Below are 17,711 nucleotides of genomic sequence, written 5' to 3'. Positions count from 1 at the left end.
GCGGATAATCCACCCTGTTAGTGAACAAAATCCCATCATTGGTAGTTCACATTACAAGCACTGACGATTTTAAAGCGCTTATCCAAACCTGAGGCTAAAGCGTTAAATATTTTCGTCAGTATCTTGTTTTAGATCTTCCGCTGAAACGCCTAATGCATTAATTGCTTGCTGAATAAGGTCTGTCTGCTCAGCTAACGCAGTTATCGCAGCGTAGATTTGAGTTTGATTGGCCGCCTTTTGGATCTGAACGTCAAAAGACATACCCGCCTTAGCCGTTTCATCAATAACAAGTACTTTTTCCATCGTCTTATCAAGTGCCGCTTTTAGCTTTAGCGCTAGCTCTTCATGGCCTTTAGTGATCAACAAATTGTGGATGCTAGGCCCACTTTGTTCTAAACCATTTGCACGGGTGTAAAGACCTAAGTAAGTATTACGAATCCCTTTTGCATTAAGGAAAATATCTCTGTGGGTATTGTCAGAGAAACATGAGTGTTCATCTTCTTGACTGTCGGTGCGAACCGCAATACTCATGCGCTCACCAGCCAATTCTCCGAAGCTCAAACGTCCCATACTTTCAAGCATCGCGCCTAAATTAGCAGCCGCATTGTCTGCTTTTGTATATTCTTGATAATGAAAACCAGTTTCTGGGTGCCACGCATCAACGACCGATTGTAAATCTTCTACTAGTAAAGTTGCTGCCGCTTTTAAGTAATCAGCGCGGCGCTGGCAGATTGCATCTGATGAGCCTTGCTCGCCTGACGTACAAGTACGACCATTTGCTTCGCTGCTAGGAATGTTATTAGCGGTGTAATAATCAGTAACAGGACGGTGACCTGCGGTGTAATCACGTTGTGCGGTATAAGTTAAATCAGCGTTTAGGTCTTGACCCCACAATAAGAATTCAATGGCATGATAACCCGAAGTTACGTTTGCCTCTTCTCCGTCTAATTCAAACTTTTCGCGAATTAAATCTGCTGTGATCTGAGGGAAGGTAATGCTGTCTTGGATAATGTTACCACCTGCTTGATATACAGCAGCATTACCACGAGCTTCGTTGCCATCCATGTCTTGAGTGTAATCAATCAGTGCTTCTGCCAATGGCCAAGCATTAATTGCGCCCTCTGGTCCCTGACCATCTTGCAACGTCCAATTACCTTGATCGTCTTTTGTTAATGCGTCAATTGGTCCTTCACGAAAACGAAATACTTCACTTTGTCCATAAGGTTCGCGTGCGCTTAACCAAGCTTCCTTGGCAAACATGAAATTGGCTTCGCTTGGCGTTGCAACAAATTTATCAATGGCTTCTTTTAGTGCTTTAGCACTTGTTAAAGCATCAGAATAAACTGCAAAAGCATAGTCAGCATTAGCTGCAACCACATTTTCAAAAGTCGCAGCTGGGTGTACAACCACAGTTTGTTCACCTGTTGTTTGACCATTACCTTGATCAACAGGTTTAGTAACTTTGTTGTCACTGCCACCACAAGCAGCCAAAACGCCAACACATACGAGCGAGAGTGCAATAGTTTTTATATTTTTCACAGTAATCCCAATTTTTGTAAGGTTATTATAGCGACGCGAATGGTAACGAATAACAATGATGCATTCAATAACTATTTTCATTTAGGTTTACAGACCTAAATCGAATCCAGACTTATTCAAATTAGGATTGCTAAACGACATCCCATACATCTTATTGATTTTACTATTGATATTTTCGGAATTAGGTATTTAACAAGAAATGAACCGCAGTTTACCCACAGCGCCCTAGCTTACGCTACGCGAAGAGGCTATTTTGCACTATTCAATAGTAGCAATTAGAGGAAATTGGATTAGGTTATAATCGTTAAAACTTCTGCACATACTGAAGTTGGATGCTTCTACCAGAACCTGGGATTCTTCCGTCGCTCATACGTGGTTCAAATATCACGTAATCCTTATCGAACAGGTTCTTGATTTTCATGGCGATTGATTGAGAGTTGCCTAAGCGCCATGAAACACTAGCGCCTATGAGGCTATAAGCGCCCTGGTCATAATTGTCTAAAATCCCAGGTTCTGGCGATTGAACAAATACACTGTCTCGCCATAACGCATTGAAGCTAATCTGTAGTTTGTCCATATTATGGGTCACGGCAACGGATGCGAAACGCTTAAAACTCGGATTAAACGGCTCATCAAGTAGATGAGTGTAACCCAGCTCTAACCAAGTACGACTAGTAACGTTAAATTTGCCATTTAACTCATAGCCTTGCATATTAGTGTTGAAGGTATTCAAAAAAGTAAAGCGTCTTTGCTCAACAGGTAATTGCCTAGTATCAATTGGCACCAGATTAATAAAATCTTTCAGTTGGTTGTCAAATAAAACCAGATCTAATTCCCAGTTGCTGTATTTACTATGCCAAACCAACTCCGTTGTTTTTACGTACTCTGAAGTCAAATTAGGGTTTCCAACCGTCACATCATCATTAGAATTTAATTCATTACTAACGGGGGTACGAAAAGACTCGCCATATTGTACTTTGAAGGTATTGTGCTCTGATAGCGCATAAAGTGCCGCCACTCTGGGTGACAATTTACTATCAATATCCTTTACATCGTCATATCTTGCACCAACAAATAATGTTGCTTGATCGGTCACTAAGTATTTTAGCTGTCCATAAACAGCGGTTGAATCAAAGGACTGTAGCAGTGTATTAAAAGGTTGATGCGGTTTAACAGTGATTACACCATTTTGATAAAACTCTTCACCAAGATACACATCGCCGCGATTAAAATCATAATAACTACTATTGATACCCGCTTCGGACTGCTCTTCTTCAGAATATTCAATACCAAAATTCAGTGCTATCGCGCCATTCACTCGGTATGCGCCATCAAGATTAAAAGTTAAATCTTTAGACTGCCAATCAGGCCCCACAAAAAAGTCGTGTTCCAGTCCTAACTCTTGAGCCGATGCAATCAAGCCAGCCGAATAAATATCGTGTTCGATATATTTGACCGTAGTGCTTAAATCCCAAAACTCGTTGCGCAGTAATTGGTAGCTAACTGATGCGGCAATATTTTGACTTTTATGCTTATTTTCGTCTGACCAACCAGCTAAATTTACAAAACCGTTAAGTTGTGTTTGGTTATGCCATATTGAAAATTTTAGGTCCTGCCACTGTCCACCAAACTCAATAAAATAGCTGGCAAGCGGGTCTTTTACACCTTGAGTATATCGTTCACCTTGCTGGCCTTGCCACGAAATATTACCGTATACGTTTAAATCATTTACCAGTGGTTTGTGGAAACTAGCTGCTGCTTGCGTAAATCCATGTTCCCCAACTCCAACACTCAGCTGATTATGCTCTTTTAAGGTTACGATGTTCATCACCCCCAAAAACGCATTACTACCATAAAGCGCAGAACCGGGACCACGAATAAACTCAACCTTATCAATTACATCGACTGAAATATGAGGCATGTAAACGGATGCTTTACCAAAGGATGATTCGTTTAAACGGTGCCCATTTAACATCACTAGCACGTTACCACTGTCTAAAAATATGCCTCGAGTATGCTCTTTTGGCACTGCCCCCACCCAATCACCTCTGGTTGATTGAAAGCCTGGCACATAATTCATCAAGTCATAGACATTGTTTACGCCAAGCAGCGCTATATGTTGGCGATTGAATACGGTGATGCTAGAGGGAACACTGGCTCTGGTTTCATCTGTCTTGGTAGCTAAATTAATGTTTACGTCTAAGAGTTCTTCAAAAGATAGGGAAAACAGGTCAGATTCAGTTTTAGCATGGCATGCGCTAGATATCAGCCACGTAGCGAGCAGGATTGTTGTTTTATTTCGAATTTTATGCATAGTTCAGCCAAGCTACATGTACTGGCTGAAAGCAGATTATAAATTATGACAACAGCACAGCGACTTTCACATTATATTAATAATACAAATGATCAGCAGCCGTGCAAGCTTTAAAGTGTAATTTATTGAAATTTATGTAGCTACTGCGCTTTGCTTAGCTTTTACGTACTTAACTAACCCAATTACTGACGCTGCTATCCAAAATAACTCGATAACGAAGCTAGCTAGGTTAAAGTTATAACATAAGCTGATCAGCAATAGGATTGCTCCACTGAGATTCATTAAGTTATAGGTTAAACTTTCTGGCGCGGCTTTTCCTAACTGAAGCATAAAAAATGCCCCAACTACCAAACTCGTTCCACTCATACCTATTACGTCAAAAAGAATATCGATCATGTTTTTGTCCATCACAAATGCCACAATTGGCTTTAGCTCACCCAAACATACTGGCCCGTTCCGTGGGGAGGGTGACTTTCAATCGTTGAAACAGCACAAACGGCTGCAATATTATCAGTTGCGTATAACCGAAACAGGATAATTGTCCGCTATTTACTTAAACCTAACTTTACCACCAACAAATTTAATAGCAGGTGTGCCTCTTATTAAGGTCATGCGGCCAAATTCTTGTTCACATGTTGGGCAATGAGTGTTGTTTTTTGTGTGGTTTTTTACAATGCGCTCCATAAAGCTTTTTACCAATGCCCCCTTGCCGCCTTTGCGATATCTGAATAACGCAACGCTGCAGCTAGCACAGTAAATATCAACTGTGCGTACAGGTCCTTTTTTATTCGGCTTAGCCATCACATTCTACCCAGTTATGCTTAGTACAGAAGCCATTAAAATAAACTGGCAAGTATGATATCCCCCGTTAATAAAAAATAAAGTAAGCGGTCTTTGCTCAAAAATGTAGCTAATGCCCAAAGTTGGCGTGACGAGTCCACCACCTATCGAGGCCCCTAAAGTAATGGCATCAAGTAGAAGAGGGTCTTTGCCCAATAATGCAGCCACAATAAAAGCAGCTAATAAAGCCAAAACAAACGCTCCTCCATAAATGAGCTTAGGATCACTTTGTTGTAGGTCCACATCGGTTAAACCACAGCATTCCATCCATCTGTGGCCAAATAACCACGGCGAGTACCATACACCGCCGAGCATAAATGATGACAATGCTGCCAGCAGCACGGCCCAATAATTTAAATCGAAAGTCAGCATGCAAAAATCTTTTGAACATTTTAATTTAAATTTAGGCAATAGTTGAACCTTGAGCAAACTTCACTAAATATTCCCTAAAATTGAGCGTTTTATAACCTAAAAGAGCGAAACTTCATTCCAAGCTTTTGCGCTAGTAAGCCAGCCCAACAAAGGGGCTTATTTAAGGACTGGTCTCTTTTGCAATTTTCGTTGCAAAGTGCGTCTGTGCATGTTGAGTTGTCGTGCCGTTTGAGACACATTCCCGTCATTCACTTTGAGCACTTGTTGAATATGTTCCCACTCCACTCGCTCAGCTGACATCGTATCGGTATTTAAGGTTTGTTCGTTCATACCATTTTGACCAAGAAGTGTTTGTACGATTAAACGCGTATCTGCAGGTTTTGATAAGTAGTCATCGGCACCGAGCTTAACCGCCTCTACTGCTGTCGCAATACTTGCAAAACCTGTCAATAACACAATGCGGCTGGCAGGTAAAAACGCTCGTATGTCAGCAATAAACTTAAGCCCAGAAACCCCATTTAAGTTCATATCCAACAATACAAAATCTGGCCGTAATATCTGGCACTGTTGTAATATTTCATTCACGTCGTTGACAACATACGACTTGAAATCATGTTTTGTTAATCGTCTTGCCAACGTGTTTGCAAGTGCGATGTCATCTTCAATGATCAGTAATTTCATGGTCATATAGTCACCTTCGTTAACGGCAATATAATCCTTGTGGTGGAACCACATTGAGGGTTATTTTCAATCGTCATTTTTCCTTGTAGGCGCTCAAGTGTTGCGTTTGATAAAACCAATGCCATGCCCAAACCATGTTCACTCGGTACAATATCATGGCCTAACTTCACTAATTTATGAGGCTCGATCCCTGCGCCTAAGTCACTTATCGTGAGTTTCCAAAAATGATCCTCCGAACGACTTTTTATCTGGATCTTACTCTGCAATGCTTGCTCATTAGCTCTTGCAGCATTAGCAATAACGTTGAGTAAAGCAGGTATTAATAATGGGTCTGCACAAATGAGGTCATCTTGATTACTCACCTCTACAGTTATTGTTTGGGTGCTAAATTGCATCGCTGCTAGACTTTTCAACTCACTTAGCAAATCGCCAATTTTTATAGATGCTTGAGATGGTGCATTTTTCAAATACTCAGTTTGCGCTCGAAAACCCTCTAATTGCTCCTTGCATTGAGTTAATGCGGCTTGTATTTCTTGCCATGCAGGATGCTTGGGGTGTTCTTCATAAACCTCTTCGAGCAAAAGACCTAAAGTTGCAATGGGTGTTGCTAACTGGTGAGTCGCTTGCGCGCCAGCAGCTCCCAAAGCTAAGAGCTGCTCGTTTTTCAGTTGCTTTTCTCGTGCTGTGGCAAGCTTTTTCTCTCTTTGCTGTAATTGTTTGGCCAATGCCATCACGACAAAAACTATCACTAGTACGCTAAATACAAAATTAACTAACATGCCCGCAAAGTGCTCGGTCATATTCATATGATGCATATGTCCACTGGGCATTTGCCAAAACATATAGCCATAACTTGCGATTGCGCTCACGGCTATAACAATTACAAAACGCTTGGGTAAGGTCACAGCCCCAATAACGATGGGCAACAATAGCAAAGAGACAAATGCATTACTCGCACCGCCTGAAAGCGATAACAGTATCGTTAAAAATACCACATCAGCGAGTAATTGTAGGAGCATTCCGGTGTGTGCTGCTTCATAGGTATTTCGGTAGGCGTAAACACTCGCTAACTGGAATACAGACTCAATAGCAATGACTATAAGTACCGGTAACAAATTGATGTCTTTGTAAAATACAAAAGACCCTGCAAGTACCATCAGTAATTGCACAACAATTGCTGTGGTTCTTAAGAGCAACAAACGCCCAATAGCGGAGTTAGGAGAGAAAACGAACATCGCGATCGCAGTTAAATTAAAAGCGCCTAATCTAACTCATTACGTTTAAATAACAAGGGTAACTGCAGTTTTTAATGACTTGGATCAGTCATCCAAAGACAACTTAAACTCGGCACAGGGCGTACCTTGATGAAATACCAGTCTCCACAAATCATCTTCAAAACGCCATAAAGACATACGAACTGAGTAGTTAAGTTGGCACTTTACACTACGACGATAGGCCGCATGATAAGTTAGCTGCACCAGCTGTTCACTCAGCATGCGACCTTTAAAAGCTTGATTATAAAACTGCGGCACTTTTTCATCGGGTAAGCGAGAAATAACATGCTTTTTGTCAAAAATCAGACCATTAGCTGATATTTCATAAAAGTCTTCACTGAGTAACCTATCAAGCATATTGCATGACTGACGCACGCTGGGCTCAAGTAATTGGCGCTCTTGCTCTATAAGATGTTCAAGTAATTCCGCTCTAATTTTGTTAGCCATAATACCTTACAGATCAATATGTACCATTAGTATAAGTCTAGTCTACACTGAAGCCTGTAGGCAATATCAGCTGGTGATCACTGACGATATTTGCTATAAATGCCCAAAATTGGCCTCTGGTCAGACAAGAATAAGAGAACCGCATGATTTACGCAAAAATTACTGGATGGGGAAAGTGTATTCCACCAGCCAAAATAACAAATGATGAACTGAGCCAAATTGTTGATACCAATGATGAATGGATTAGCAGCAGAACCGGTATAAAAGAGCGCCGAGTAAGTCATGCTTCAACAGCTGACTTGGCAACAGTAGCGAGTAAGCATGCACTCGCATGTGCTGGATTAACCGGTGAAGATATTGACTTGGTTCTCTTAGCTACCTGTACGCCTTCAACGATGGTTGCAAACACCGCATCTCTTGTGCAAAAAAATATCGGGGCAACTGGTGCAGCCGCATGTGATACCAATGCAGCCTGTTCAGGTTTTTTATACGCGCTACAAAATGCTACCGCGCAAATTAGAGCTGGGATGATTAAACGTGCCGTTGTGGTTGCCGCTGAGCGTATGACTTGGTACGTAAACTGGGCGAAAAGAGACAGCGCCGTACTGTTTGGCGATGGCGCAGGAGCCGTAGTATTAGAAGCAAGTGAAGAACCTTGTGGTTTGCTCGGTACAAAAACGGGCTGTGACAGCGGTGATAGAGATATTCTGCACATTGCTAACTACGGAACAGATATGAATAAGTATCAGCCGACCGGGCCTTCTGATCTGTTATTTGAAGGTAGAGAAATCTTCAAACGCGCCGTCAAAGGCATGAGCGAGGCTTGCGATGATGTACTTGCTCAAGCTAATTTGCGCCTTAGTGATATTGACGTATTAGTGCCACACCAAGCAAACCTACGTATTATTCAAGCAATTCAACAACGCCTTGATATTCAAGACGATAAGGTTATGGTGAACATTGATAAATACGGTAATACTTCGGCAGCAACCATTGCCATTGCTCTGTGTGAAGCAGTTGAAAACGGACTTATCAAGCCCAACAGTAACATTATGTCTGCAGCATTTGGTGCCGGCCTAACATGGGCGGCAAGCTACATAAAATGGGGAGACCGAGTAACTCCTATTGAACTAAGTGACGCCAAGTTAGAACCTTGTACACAAACTGGGCTTGAGCTTATAGCTCCTGCGGTTAAAGCTTGCCAATAAAGCGGTCGCATTACTCCCTACTTGAATGATAAAATTTAATTTATTCATTCAAGTAGGGAAAACACCTTGTTTAAACCATATTCTGAAATTGGCCAACTAGAACCAAAAGCAATTTGGCAGTTCTTCGATCAAATCTGTGCAATTCCACATCCTTCTAAACACGAAGACGCGCTAGCTCAATTCATTGTAGAATGGGCAACAAGCCAAGGGCTTGATGTGCGCCGCGACCCAACTGGCAACGTGTTCATTAAAAAGAATGCAACTGCAGGCATGGAGAATAAAAAAGCGGTAGTGCTGCAAGCACACATCGATATGGTGCCACAAAAAAATGATGATACTGATCATGACTTCACCTGTGACCCCATAAAGCCATACATCGATGGAGAATGGGTTACAGCAAAAGGCACTACGCTTGGCGCAGATAACGGTATTGGCATGGCTTCATGTTTAGCAGTTCTTGCTGCTGATGATATTCCTCATGGTCCTTTAGAAGTGCTTCTCACAATTGATGAAGAAGCCGGCATGACTGGCGCATTTGGCCTTGAACAAGGCTGGCTAAGTGGTGATATCTTACTCAATACAGACTCAGAGCAAGAAGGTGAAATTTACATGGGTTGTGCTGGTGGCGTAGATGCCAGCATTAAGCTTAGTGTTGAGCGCCAACCCCTAGCCAATATGAGTGTTTTTGAAATTGCATTAAAAGGGCTCAAAGGCGGTCATTCTGGTGTAGATATTCATACTGGTCGTGCAAACGCAAACAAGTTACTGGCGCGCTTTTTACAACATCATGTCACCGATATTAATTGGCACCTTATTGCCATTAAGGGCGGTTCATTACGCAATGCAATCCCACGCGAGGCTTATGCCCAAATTGCGTTACCAAGCTCAGAATTAGCACACTTTGAAAGCCAGCTAAAAGCATTTGAGACATTGTTAAAAGAAGAACTAAAGTCTATCGAAACTAACTTATGCTTAAGCATCAAAGAACATAGCTCGCACCTTGCCCCTATGAACAATTCGTCGCAAAGCAAACTATTAGCCTTAATCAATGCCTGTCCAAATGGCGTCGTGCGCATGAGTGATGATATTGAAGGTGTAGTTGAAACTTCACTAAACGTTGGCGTAATTGAAAGCACAGATGAATGCGTAGAGATACTCTGTTTAGTGCGTTCCCTGATTGATTCTGGTAGAGAAGATGTTACAGGTTCCTTGCATTCACTGGCCTCATTGACTGGTGCCGATATTACATTGTCTGGCGCATATCCTGGGTGGAAGCCAGATCCCGACTCACAAATATTGCATATATTCCGCGATGTATATGAAGATATTTATGGTAGAAAGCCTGACATTATGGTGATCCATGCGGGACTTGAATGTGGATTATTCAAAAAACCTTATCCACATATGGATATGATTTCATTTGGCCCAACCATTAAATTTCCTCATTCTCCTGATGAGAAAGTAAAAATTGACACGGTTGGCTTATATTGGCAACAAATGAAAGCCATTTTGGCAAACATTCCTAGCAAATAAAAAAGCGGGTTATCACAAACCCGCTCATCTTTAACGTGTTATTTAGAGTAACGATTAGCTAGATAGTTAAACGTTGCTCGCAAACCTAACCCTTCGCCACCTGCAGGTCGACCTGGTAGGGAACGTACGTTCCATGCCATTACGTCAAAATGCACCCATGGTGTCTGCTGTGGTTCGACAAACTCTTTAAGATAGAGCGCCGCCGTAATGGCGCCAGCAAATGGAGTAGAACCACAGTTTGCCATATCAGCCACATCACTTTTGAATAGATCCCTATACTGATCAAACAAAGGCAGCTGCCATACTGGGTCCTGTGCATTTAAGCCATGTTCAATTAATCCTGCTGCAACTTCTGAATCCGTACTAAAGAAGCCTGGCAACTCAGTGCCTAATGCGATTCGACAAGCCCCTGTTAAAGTAGCAAAATCAACTAATAAATCTGGAGATTCGCTTTGTGCTTCAGCCAGTGCATCACACAATACCAGACGCCCCTCGGCATCAGTGTTGTCAATCTCTACCGTAATACCTTTGCGGGTTTTAATCACATCACCCGGTCTAAATGCATTACGCGAAACTGCGTTCTCTACAGCGGGAACTAAAACACGTAAACGCACTGGTAAGTTTGCCGCCATCACCATTTGCGCAAGACCAATCACATGTGCAGCCCCACCCATGTCCTTTTTCATGTTTCGCATGCCAGCGGCTGGCTTGAGGTCTAACCCCCCGGAGTCAAAACATACACCTTTGCCGACCAAAGTGAGTTTTGGATGCTTTTCATCGCCCCATGTTAGGTCTAATAGTCTAGGTTTATTATCACTTGCCCTACCAACCATATGAATTGTTGGATAATTTTGTTCAAGAAGCTCATCACCAATAAATTCAGTAAACTCACCATTAAAGCGCTCAGCCAACTCACTCATCGTCTCAGCTAGGTGTTGAGGCATCATGTCAGCGGCTGGCGTATTCACTAAATCTCGCACCAAATAAATAGCTTCTGCACAGCGCTCCACACGCTCTAACATGGCACTATCTGCAATTGCTAGTTGGGATTCGATTTTCGCCATCGATTTATAGACAGAGAATTGATATGCACCTAGAGCAAAACTCAACGCTTGCTGTTCAACAAACTCTTCGCTACCTTGAATTTGATAAACGCCTTTTGGTAATTGTTTAGCAAGATCTCCCGCTAGCCACATCGAGTCAAGCGAGTCGACTAAGCACACGACTAACGCTAATTTATCGCTGTTTTCTTGCGGAATAAAAAAGTTCTTTGTGTTGGTTGATTTTAGTGCGCCAACAAAAGATTTTGTTAGAGCCGATTGAGATTTCAGCCAGTCTTCTAGCTGAGATTTCAAAACGAAATGAATGGGTATGCCAGTGTTGGCTTGAACAAGTAATCCGCGCATTATAATTTGTCTCGTACTTTAAAAAGTCTAATTTAAGAATAACAAGTTACGAGCTTTAAATCACTTATTTACGCGAAGCTTTATTATTAGATGAAAACGAACTAGGTAGCACATCAACACCTACCCACTGACCCAATTTTACAATCAAAGGGATAGTGATTGGCGCAAATGGCAATAATGCAAACACGCCAAGGCCTAAACCTTTGAGCAAATCAAAAAATTGTTTATTTGCAACTTTTAATTCACTCTTATGCGCTTTTCCAGAGCTATATCTCTTATAGATATCTAGCATTTCTTTGGTTTCTTGTTTTTCCTGAGACAAAGCCAGTTTTAATTCGATCATTGCACGTCGCAATCTGATTTGCTGTCTTCTTTTCGATATTTTGGCAACTCTAATAGGTGCTTTGTGAACTACTCTTATCAGCCTCATGCAATTCCACTATCCAAATAGGTTATAACCGAGTTTAGCAAATTTTCTTTTAATGGTACTATGTGATTTTAGTCTTAATTGTTCATAAAAATGACAGAATCATCAGCAAAGCAAGTAAATGAACCACAAAAGCCCAAATCAGATGAATGCTGCGGGGGTGGAAGTTGTTGCCCCTGTGTTTGGGACACGTATAGGGCAGCAAGAAAAGAGTGGTTAAAATACCAACAAAACCTCAACAATCTGGACAAATAACAACCAAACAGATTGCATTAAAAATTTAATTTATCTCTATTTTCCCCTCATTTTTTAACTGTAATTTACAGCTAACCCTAAGATTTTTCGAAAACTTATTTAAAAATTTGCCTTTATTTAAATCACTGCTACGGTTATAACGGGTGCAAAGAATATTTGCATCACAAGTTAATGATATGTATATATAAGTTGCAATAAAAAGCAAACATGAGTTTTGTTTAAAAGCTTATGACAACAAAAAATCAAACTGGGGTAACAGGATGAAACTACAATTAAACGCGATTAGTCGTGCAATTACTTATGCTATCGCTTCAACTGCATCTGTAGGTCTATTTTCAACAACCGTTATGGCTGAGGAAGATGGAGCTAAGAAAGAAAAGATTGAAAAAATAGCGGTCGTTGGTTCGCGTGCAGCACCTCGTTCAGTAGGCGACTCACCAGTACCGGTCGACATCATCGGTGGTGAAGAACTAAGTAAGGCTGGTGGCGATGATATGCTAGAGCTTTTAAAAGGGTCTGTTCCATCACTTAACGTACACCAAAACCCTATCAGCGACGCGGCTTCTTTAGTACGCCCTGCAAACCTTCGTGGTTTACCTGCTGACAGTACGTTGATCCTACTTAACGGTAAACGTCGTCATCGCTCTTCTGTTATCGCATTTCTAGGCGGTGGTATTAACGATGGTGCACAAGGTCCGGATATTTCTGTTATTCCAAGCATCGCACTTAAACAAGTAGAAGTGTTACGTGATGGTGCAGCAGCGCAATATGGTTCTGATGCTATCGCTGGTGTAATAAACTTTGTATTAAAAGATTCGTCAGAAGGCGGCAGCTTCTCTGTTAAGCAAGGCCAGTACTTTGAGGGTGATGGAGACACAACCACTTTCGAAGGTAACATAGGTTTACCATTTACCGACGATGGCTTTGCTAACCTTAGTTTTCAATATAAAAATGCTGATGCGACAAGCCGAAGTGTTCAACGCCCAGACGCAGCCGCATTCACCGCTGCTGGTTTAGAAGGTGTTATAAACCCAGCTCAAGTTTGGGGTGCACCAGAGATTAAAGATGACATTAGTCTATTCGGTAATGTTGGCCTTGATTTATCAAACAGTTCTCAATTTTACATGTTCGGTAACTACTCAGAGCGTGATGTAAAAGGCGGCTTCTACTATCGTAACCCAACAACACGACCTGGCGTTTATGGTGGCAACATTCGTTTAGTAAATGGTGCACCAACAAGAAGACACCCAACCGATGAAGCTCAACAGGCTGCTTGGGATGCCGCAACACCGACAGTGCTTGTAGGCTCAAATGATGGTTACGATGCTCAGCTAAACTGTCCTGTTGTAGAAATTCAATCTAACGGTTTACCTGATCAAGATGCTCTGAACTCACTTTCAGCGTCAAACTGTTTTGCATTTAATGAAATTTTGCCTGCGGGTTTCACTCCTTTCTTCGGTGGTAATATCACAGATACTTCACTGACAATTGGTACCAAAGGTGAAATTTCTGACGGCTTTATGAAAGGCGCTTACTATGACTTAAGCGGTTCAGTTGGCCGTAACGAATCTCGTTATTTTATTACCAATACGGTAAACGCTTCACTTGGTGCAGAAACACCAATGGACTTTAGCCCAGGTAAATACATCCAGCTTGAGAAAAACTTCAATGCAGATATTTCTAAAGGTTATGACTTTGGCTTAGCTTACGACGTGAACGTTGCTGCAGGTTTAGAATGGCATGAAGAAACTTTTGAAGTAATTGCTGGTGATGAAGCATCATTTATCGCAGGTCCACTAACAGAGCAAGGTTTTGGTATCGGCTCAAATGGTTTCCCTGGATTCAAACCATCTGCAGCGGGTGAATATACACGCCGTAACTATGCTGCATATGTAGATGTTGAAACGCCATTTACTGAAGAGTTTTTGATGGGCTGGGCATTACGCTTCGAAGATTACGATTCTTTTGGTTCTACTACTAACTACAAAGTAACTGCTCAATTCCAAGCGACTGATGATTTATCATTCCGTGGCTCAATTAGTACCGGTTTCCGTGCGCCTACAGTTGGTCAAGCTAACGTAAGTAACGTACAAACTAACCTAAGCAGCGGCGTGTTAGTTGACTCAGCACTACTACCACCAACAAACCCTGTGTCAAAAATATTAGGTGGTACTGAACTTGAGCCAGAAGAGTCTGATAGCTATACATTTGGTGCAGTATATCAATCAGGTGACTTGTTCATGACAATTGACTACTACAACATTCAAGTAGAAGACCGTATCAGTCAGTCAAATAAAATTGACCTAACACTTGCTCAAAAAGCTGCTCTTAAAGCTGATGGCGTACCTAATGTTGATAGTATTGCTCAGGTAAGTTTCTTTACCAATGACTTCGATACAACAACACAAGGTGTTGACGTAGTTGCAAACTACTCAATGGATATGCTTGGTGGTTATTCAACCTTTGCGTTTGCATATAACTGGAATGAAACTGAGGTTGATAAGTTCTCTAAAATTACTGGTGACTTTAAGGTTAAGCGCTTAGAAAAAGATTTACCTAACCACCGTGCAACATTTACTTGGACACAACAGTGGGAAGATTTCACAGGCTTTGTACGTTACAACTACTTTGGTGAATACCAAGGTGTACACGTAGACTATGACGCAACAGCTATCATGGCGGATCCCTCAGTAACATTTGACGCAGAGGTAACGTATTTTGCTACTGAGAACGTCAGCCTGACTGTAGGTGCAAACAACATTTTCGATCAAGAAGCAGAAAAGCTTGATTTCCAAAAAGGAACTGGTATTCCTAACAACAATTGGGGTGGTAAATACTATGAGACGTCTCCGTATGGTATCAACGGTGGCTTCTACTATGTGAAGGCAACTTACACCTTCTAATTTTTTACTGTAACCCAGCAGTAAAGGCGAAATGGCATTGGCTATTTCGCCTTTTTGTTTTTATCATTTAGATACCAGAAGTAGACGATCCCATCGAATGTTATTAATAAATAGAGCCAACGAATTAATGGATGAAAATAGACTCAGAGAGGCTGAGTTTATGTTCAAGGCCGTATTAAAAGAAAATAATCGTAACGGGGCAGCATTGTTTGGTCTAGGCCGATTGTGCATTCAACTAGATGATTACGATAGCGCAATATATTACTTACGTAGAGCGTGTGAAAACCTACCTAGACAATTAGAGCCTTTGTTCACCCTCGCCCATTGTTTTATCCAAGTTGGCTCCCCCGTTGACGCTAAAACGGTACTAGAATACACCCTAAATGTTGCACAACACAGTGCGAGAGCGCATTATGAACTTGGTCAGTTTTACTTAGACTACGGCTTTATTGGCCAAGCAAAAACTATTTTTACACAAGGTATTACTTGTCAAAATGAAGAGGTCACTCCCTATATTTTTCGAGAGCTTGTACAACTAGCATCTACTAGTAGCTTACCAAGCTTCATCGCCCCTTTAGAAAAACTGCTTGAAGAATACGATGATAAACGTTTAAACATCGTCACCTACTATGCACTTGGAAAATGTCATCATCGTCTTGGACACTACGATCAAGCATTTACATATTTCAAACTCGCCAATAGTACACAATTGCGATACTGTGATTTTAGAACCAAAGATATGTTGCCGTTGTTTGAGCAAATAAAACAACACTTCGATAGTGATTTTTTTAAAAAACCAACCGACCGGGTAACAACTACGTTTACTCCAACATTTATCATCGGTTTGCCTAGAACAGGCTCTACGTTACTTGAGCAAATGCTGGTACAACACAGTTGTATAGGTTCAATCGGCGAGAGTACTGCGCTTAGTGATAAAATAGTGCCATATCTGATGAAACGCTCAGAAGCGCCGTTTCCGTACTGCTTTTCAAATCTAAGCACTTCTTCCTCAGATTATTGCCGAAGCTTATATATCGATGAAATTAAAAAGCAGCGAGTTCCTGACGAAGTCGTTATTAACAAGTTACCCGCTAATTTTCAAAATATTGGTATGATTTATAGGTTGTTTCCTGATGCGCGATTTATCCATCTCACTCGAGATTTTGGCGCAACTGCATGGTCTGTATATAGCAACCATTTTGATGCTGATGAGCCTTACTTTTGCTCTTTAAGCGAATTCAAACTCTACGCAGAGGCTGAAATAGACTTAATGGCACATTTTGAAAAGTGCATTCCAAAAAATATCCTAACATTGGGCTATGAGTCGTTGATAGCCCAACCTGAAAAAACAATCAACCGTGTGTTGAGGTTTTTAGGGCAGGACTATGAACCTGAATGCATGGAATATTACGAAGACCACCGTCCAGTGGCCACTTTGAGTAAAGCCCAAGTACGTAAGCCAATTAGTAAAGCACCACTGACCAGCTGGCAGCACTATAAGAAGGATATGATTGAACTCCTTAATGAGGAGCAAACCGATCAAAACGAGCAAACCAATCAAGTAAGTCCTTAAATTGATCTTTGTGCGCTTCTGTGTGAGTTAGCATATCAATATGGCCGTAATTATGCTGGTGTCCATTTTTTCGGCCATACACCCTTAGCTCTTGAATTCCCCTTCCTGATTCTTGCATAAATTTTTTAATATCAATAGGTTGAGCTAAGGCTTTGTCTTTTACGCCCGCAATATGCAATATCGGTGGAAGCGTCATATTTTTCAAACTGGCGGCGTAATCAAAACCGTCATCGCTGTCTATCCAAGGTTTACGTTTAGCCCAATTCATGCCCTGTTGATGAGACTTTTTCGTTTCATTGTCGCTGCCCCAATTGAGGCTTTTAGCAGGCAAAAATCCATGTTTTTTGGTATACAAAGGCGCTAAGCCATACCAAATGAGATTTGCTTGCAGATATTTACTCACATGGCGATTATGCAATGAGCGTTTAGACCCAAAATATACACACGCGTCAACTTTCTCAATCGCATCACAGAAACGGGCAAAGTAACTATTCATCAGCACGCCGCCCCATGAATGTGCTACCCAAAATCGCGGGAAACCACCACTGTGCTTACATATATAATCCAGCATTGCAGGTATATCTTCCATAATGGCTTCTGTTTGACCATAGTTTGAATTAGCCGAGATCTCGGGCAGACTTAACCCCCTTCCTCGCAAGTCTGCTACATAGCAGCGATATCCTAGAGATGCTAAAAAAGGCGCCAAGCCTTTATTACTCTCGGTATAAAAGATTTTACCGTTCTCAACCGCACCGTGCATAAAAAATACGGCTGGCCCTTCACTGTTGGGCTGTGCAATGTATCTTAGATGTAACTTCTGCTCATCACCTAAGCTGATAAAAAGAGACTGTTGTTCTATCATTGTTTATTCTTATTGCGAACCATTTAACTCATCCTACCAGTAGTTTTGGCAGCTCGCAATCTGACTGGGTATGTCAC

General features: G+C 41.5%; 16 protein-coding genes. 5 read left to right on the top strand and 11 right to left on the bottom strand.

Going from position 1 to position 17,711, the window contains the following annotated elements:
• Positions 1–102: 102 nt before the first annotated feature.
• The 8 genes from HC733_RS16200 to HC733_RS16165 form a co-directional block, all read right to left on the bottom strand.
• Positions 103–1,539 (bottom strand): imelysin family protein, encoded by a 1,437-nt coding sequence (locus HC733_RS16200; RefSeq protein WP_342366023.1) that lies wholly within the window; start codon positions 1,537–1,539, stop codon positions 103–105.
• 304 nt (positions 1,540–1,843) lie between these two features.
• A complete protein-coding gene (locus HC733_RS16195) occupies positions 1,844–3,853 on the bottom strand; it encodes a TonB-dependent receptor plug domain-containing protein (RefSeq protein ID WP_190366057.1) in 2,010 nt (669 codons plus the stop codon).
• Between the two features lie 132 nt (positions 3,854–3,985).
• A complete protein-coding gene (locus HC733_RS16190; RefSeq protein WP_190366056.1) occupies positions 3,986–4,249 on the bottom strand; it encodes a CBU_0592 family membrane protein in 264 nt (87 codons plus the stop codon).
• A 153-nt stretch (positions 4,250–4,402) separates the two neighbouring features.
• Positions 4,403–4,654 carry a hypothetical protein gene (locus tag HC733_RS16185; protein WP_190366055.1) on the bottom strand — a complete coding sequence of 84 codons (252 nt, stop codon included), beginning with the start codon at positions 4,652–4,654 and terminating at the stop codon, positions 4,403–4,405.
• A 6-nt stretch (positions 4,655–4,660) separates the two neighbouring features.
• Positions 4,661–5,065 (bottom strand): DUF1761 domain-containing protein, encoded by a 405-nt coding sequence (locus HC733_RS16180; protein ID WP_190366054.1) that lies wholly within the window; start codon positions 5,063–5,065, stop codon positions 4,661–4,663.
• 156 nt (positions 5,066–5,221) lie between these two features.
• Positions 5,222–5,746, bottom strand: a complete 525-nt coding sequence (locus HC733_RS16175) for a response regulator transcription factor (protein WP_190366068.1) — start codon at positions 5,744–5,746, stop codon at positions 5,222–5,224.
• 2 nt (positions 5,747–5,748) lie between these two features.
• Positions 5,749–6,915 carry a sensor histidine kinase gene (locus HC733_RS16170; RefSeq protein WP_342366022.1) on the bottom strand — a complete coding sequence of 389 codons (1,167 nt, stop codon included), beginning with the start codon at positions 6,913–6,915 and terminating at the stop codon, positions 5,749–5,751.
• A gap of 150 nt (positions 6,916–7,065) precedes the next feature.
• Complete coding sequence (locus HC733_RS16165) at positions 7,066–7,467, bottom strand: nuclear transport factor 2 family protein (protein ID WP_190366052.1); 402 nt, start codon at positions 7,465–7,467, stop codon at positions 7,066–7,068.
• A gap of 143 nt (positions 7,468–7,610) precedes the next feature.
• Here HC733_RS16165 and HC733_RS16160 point away from each other — a divergent pair, with 143 nt between their 5' ends.
• Both HC733_RS16160 and HC733_RS16155 read left to right on the top strand, forming a co-directional pair.
• Positions 7,611–8,675, top strand: coding sequence for a ketoacyl-ACP synthase III (locus HC733_RS16160; protein WP_190366051.1), 1,065 nt, complete (start codon positions 7,611–7,613; stop codon positions 8,673–8,675).
• Between the two features lie 66 nt (positions 8,676–8,741).
• The gene (locus HC733_RS16155) at positions 8,742–10,208 is read left to right on the top strand and encodes an aminoacyl-histidine dipeptidase (RefSeq protein WP_190366050.1); all 1,467 of its coding nucleotides are present in this window, start codon (positions 8,742–8,744) and stop codon (positions 10,206–10,208) included.
• Positions 10,209–10,246: 38 nt separating this feature from the next.
• Here HC733_RS16155 and HC733_RS16150 read toward each other — a convergent pair whose 3' ends face one another.
• Both HC733_RS16150 and HC733_RS16145 read right to left on the bottom strand, forming a co-directional pair.
• The gene (locus HC733_RS16150; RefSeq protein WP_190366049.1) at positions 10,247–11,614 is read right to left on the bottom strand and encodes a leucyl aminopeptidase family protein; all 1,368 of its coding nucleotides are present in this window, start codon (positions 11,612–11,614) and stop codon (positions 10,247–10,249) included.
• Between the two features lie 64 nt (positions 11,615–11,678).
• Entirely contained in the window at positions 11,679–12,044 is a 366-nt protein-coding gene (locus tag HC733_RS16145) for a hypothetical protein (protein ID WP_190366048.1), read from the bottom strand.
• 90 nt (positions 12,045–12,134) lie between these two features.
• On the opposite strand from HC733_RS16145, the gene HC733_RS16140 reads away from it, so the two are divergent.
• From HC733_RS16140 to HC733_RS16130, 3 genes are all read left to right on the top strand, one after another.
• Complete coding sequence (locus tag HC733_RS16140) at positions 12,135–12,296, top strand: oxidoreductase-like domain-containing protein (RefSeq protein ID WP_190366047.1); 162 nt, start codon at positions 12,135–12,137, stop codon at positions 12,294–12,296.
• A gap of 260 nt (positions 12,297–12,556) precedes the next feature.
• Positions 12,557–15,199: a TonB-dependent receptor plug domain-containing protein gene (locus HC733_RS16135; protein WP_190366046.1), complete on the top strand. Its 2,643-nt coding sequence runs from the start codon at positions 12,557–12,559 to the stop codon at positions 15,197–15,199.
• Between the two features lie 97 nt (positions 15,200–15,296).
• On the top strand, positions 15,297–16,772 hold the full coding sequence (locus HC733_RS16130) for a tetratricopeptide repeat-containing sulfotransferase family protein (protein WP_190366045.1): 1,476 nt from the start codon (positions 15,297–15,299) through the stop codon (positions 16,770–16,772).
• On the opposite strand, the gene HC733_RS16125 is transcribed toward HC733_RS16130, so the two are convergent.
• Positions 16,720–17,634, bottom strand: coding sequence for an alpha/beta fold hydrolase (locus HC733_RS16125; RefSeq protein WP_190366044.1), 915 nt, complete (start codon positions 17,632–17,634; stop codon positions 16,720–16,722). The two genes, HC733_RS16130 and HC733_RS16125, sit on opposite strands and share 53 nt — an antisense overlap.
• Positions 17,635–17,711: the final 77 nt, after the last annotated feature.

This window comes from Pseudoalteromonas sp. S16_S37 (assembly GCF_014694405.1).
Lineage (GTDB): Bacteria > Pseudomonadota > Gammaproteobacteria > Enterobacterales > Alteromonadaceae > Pseudoalteromonas.
The sequence above is the reverse complement of the archived record's forward strand: the minus strand, read 5'-3'. Positions and strand labels throughout refer to the sequence as shown.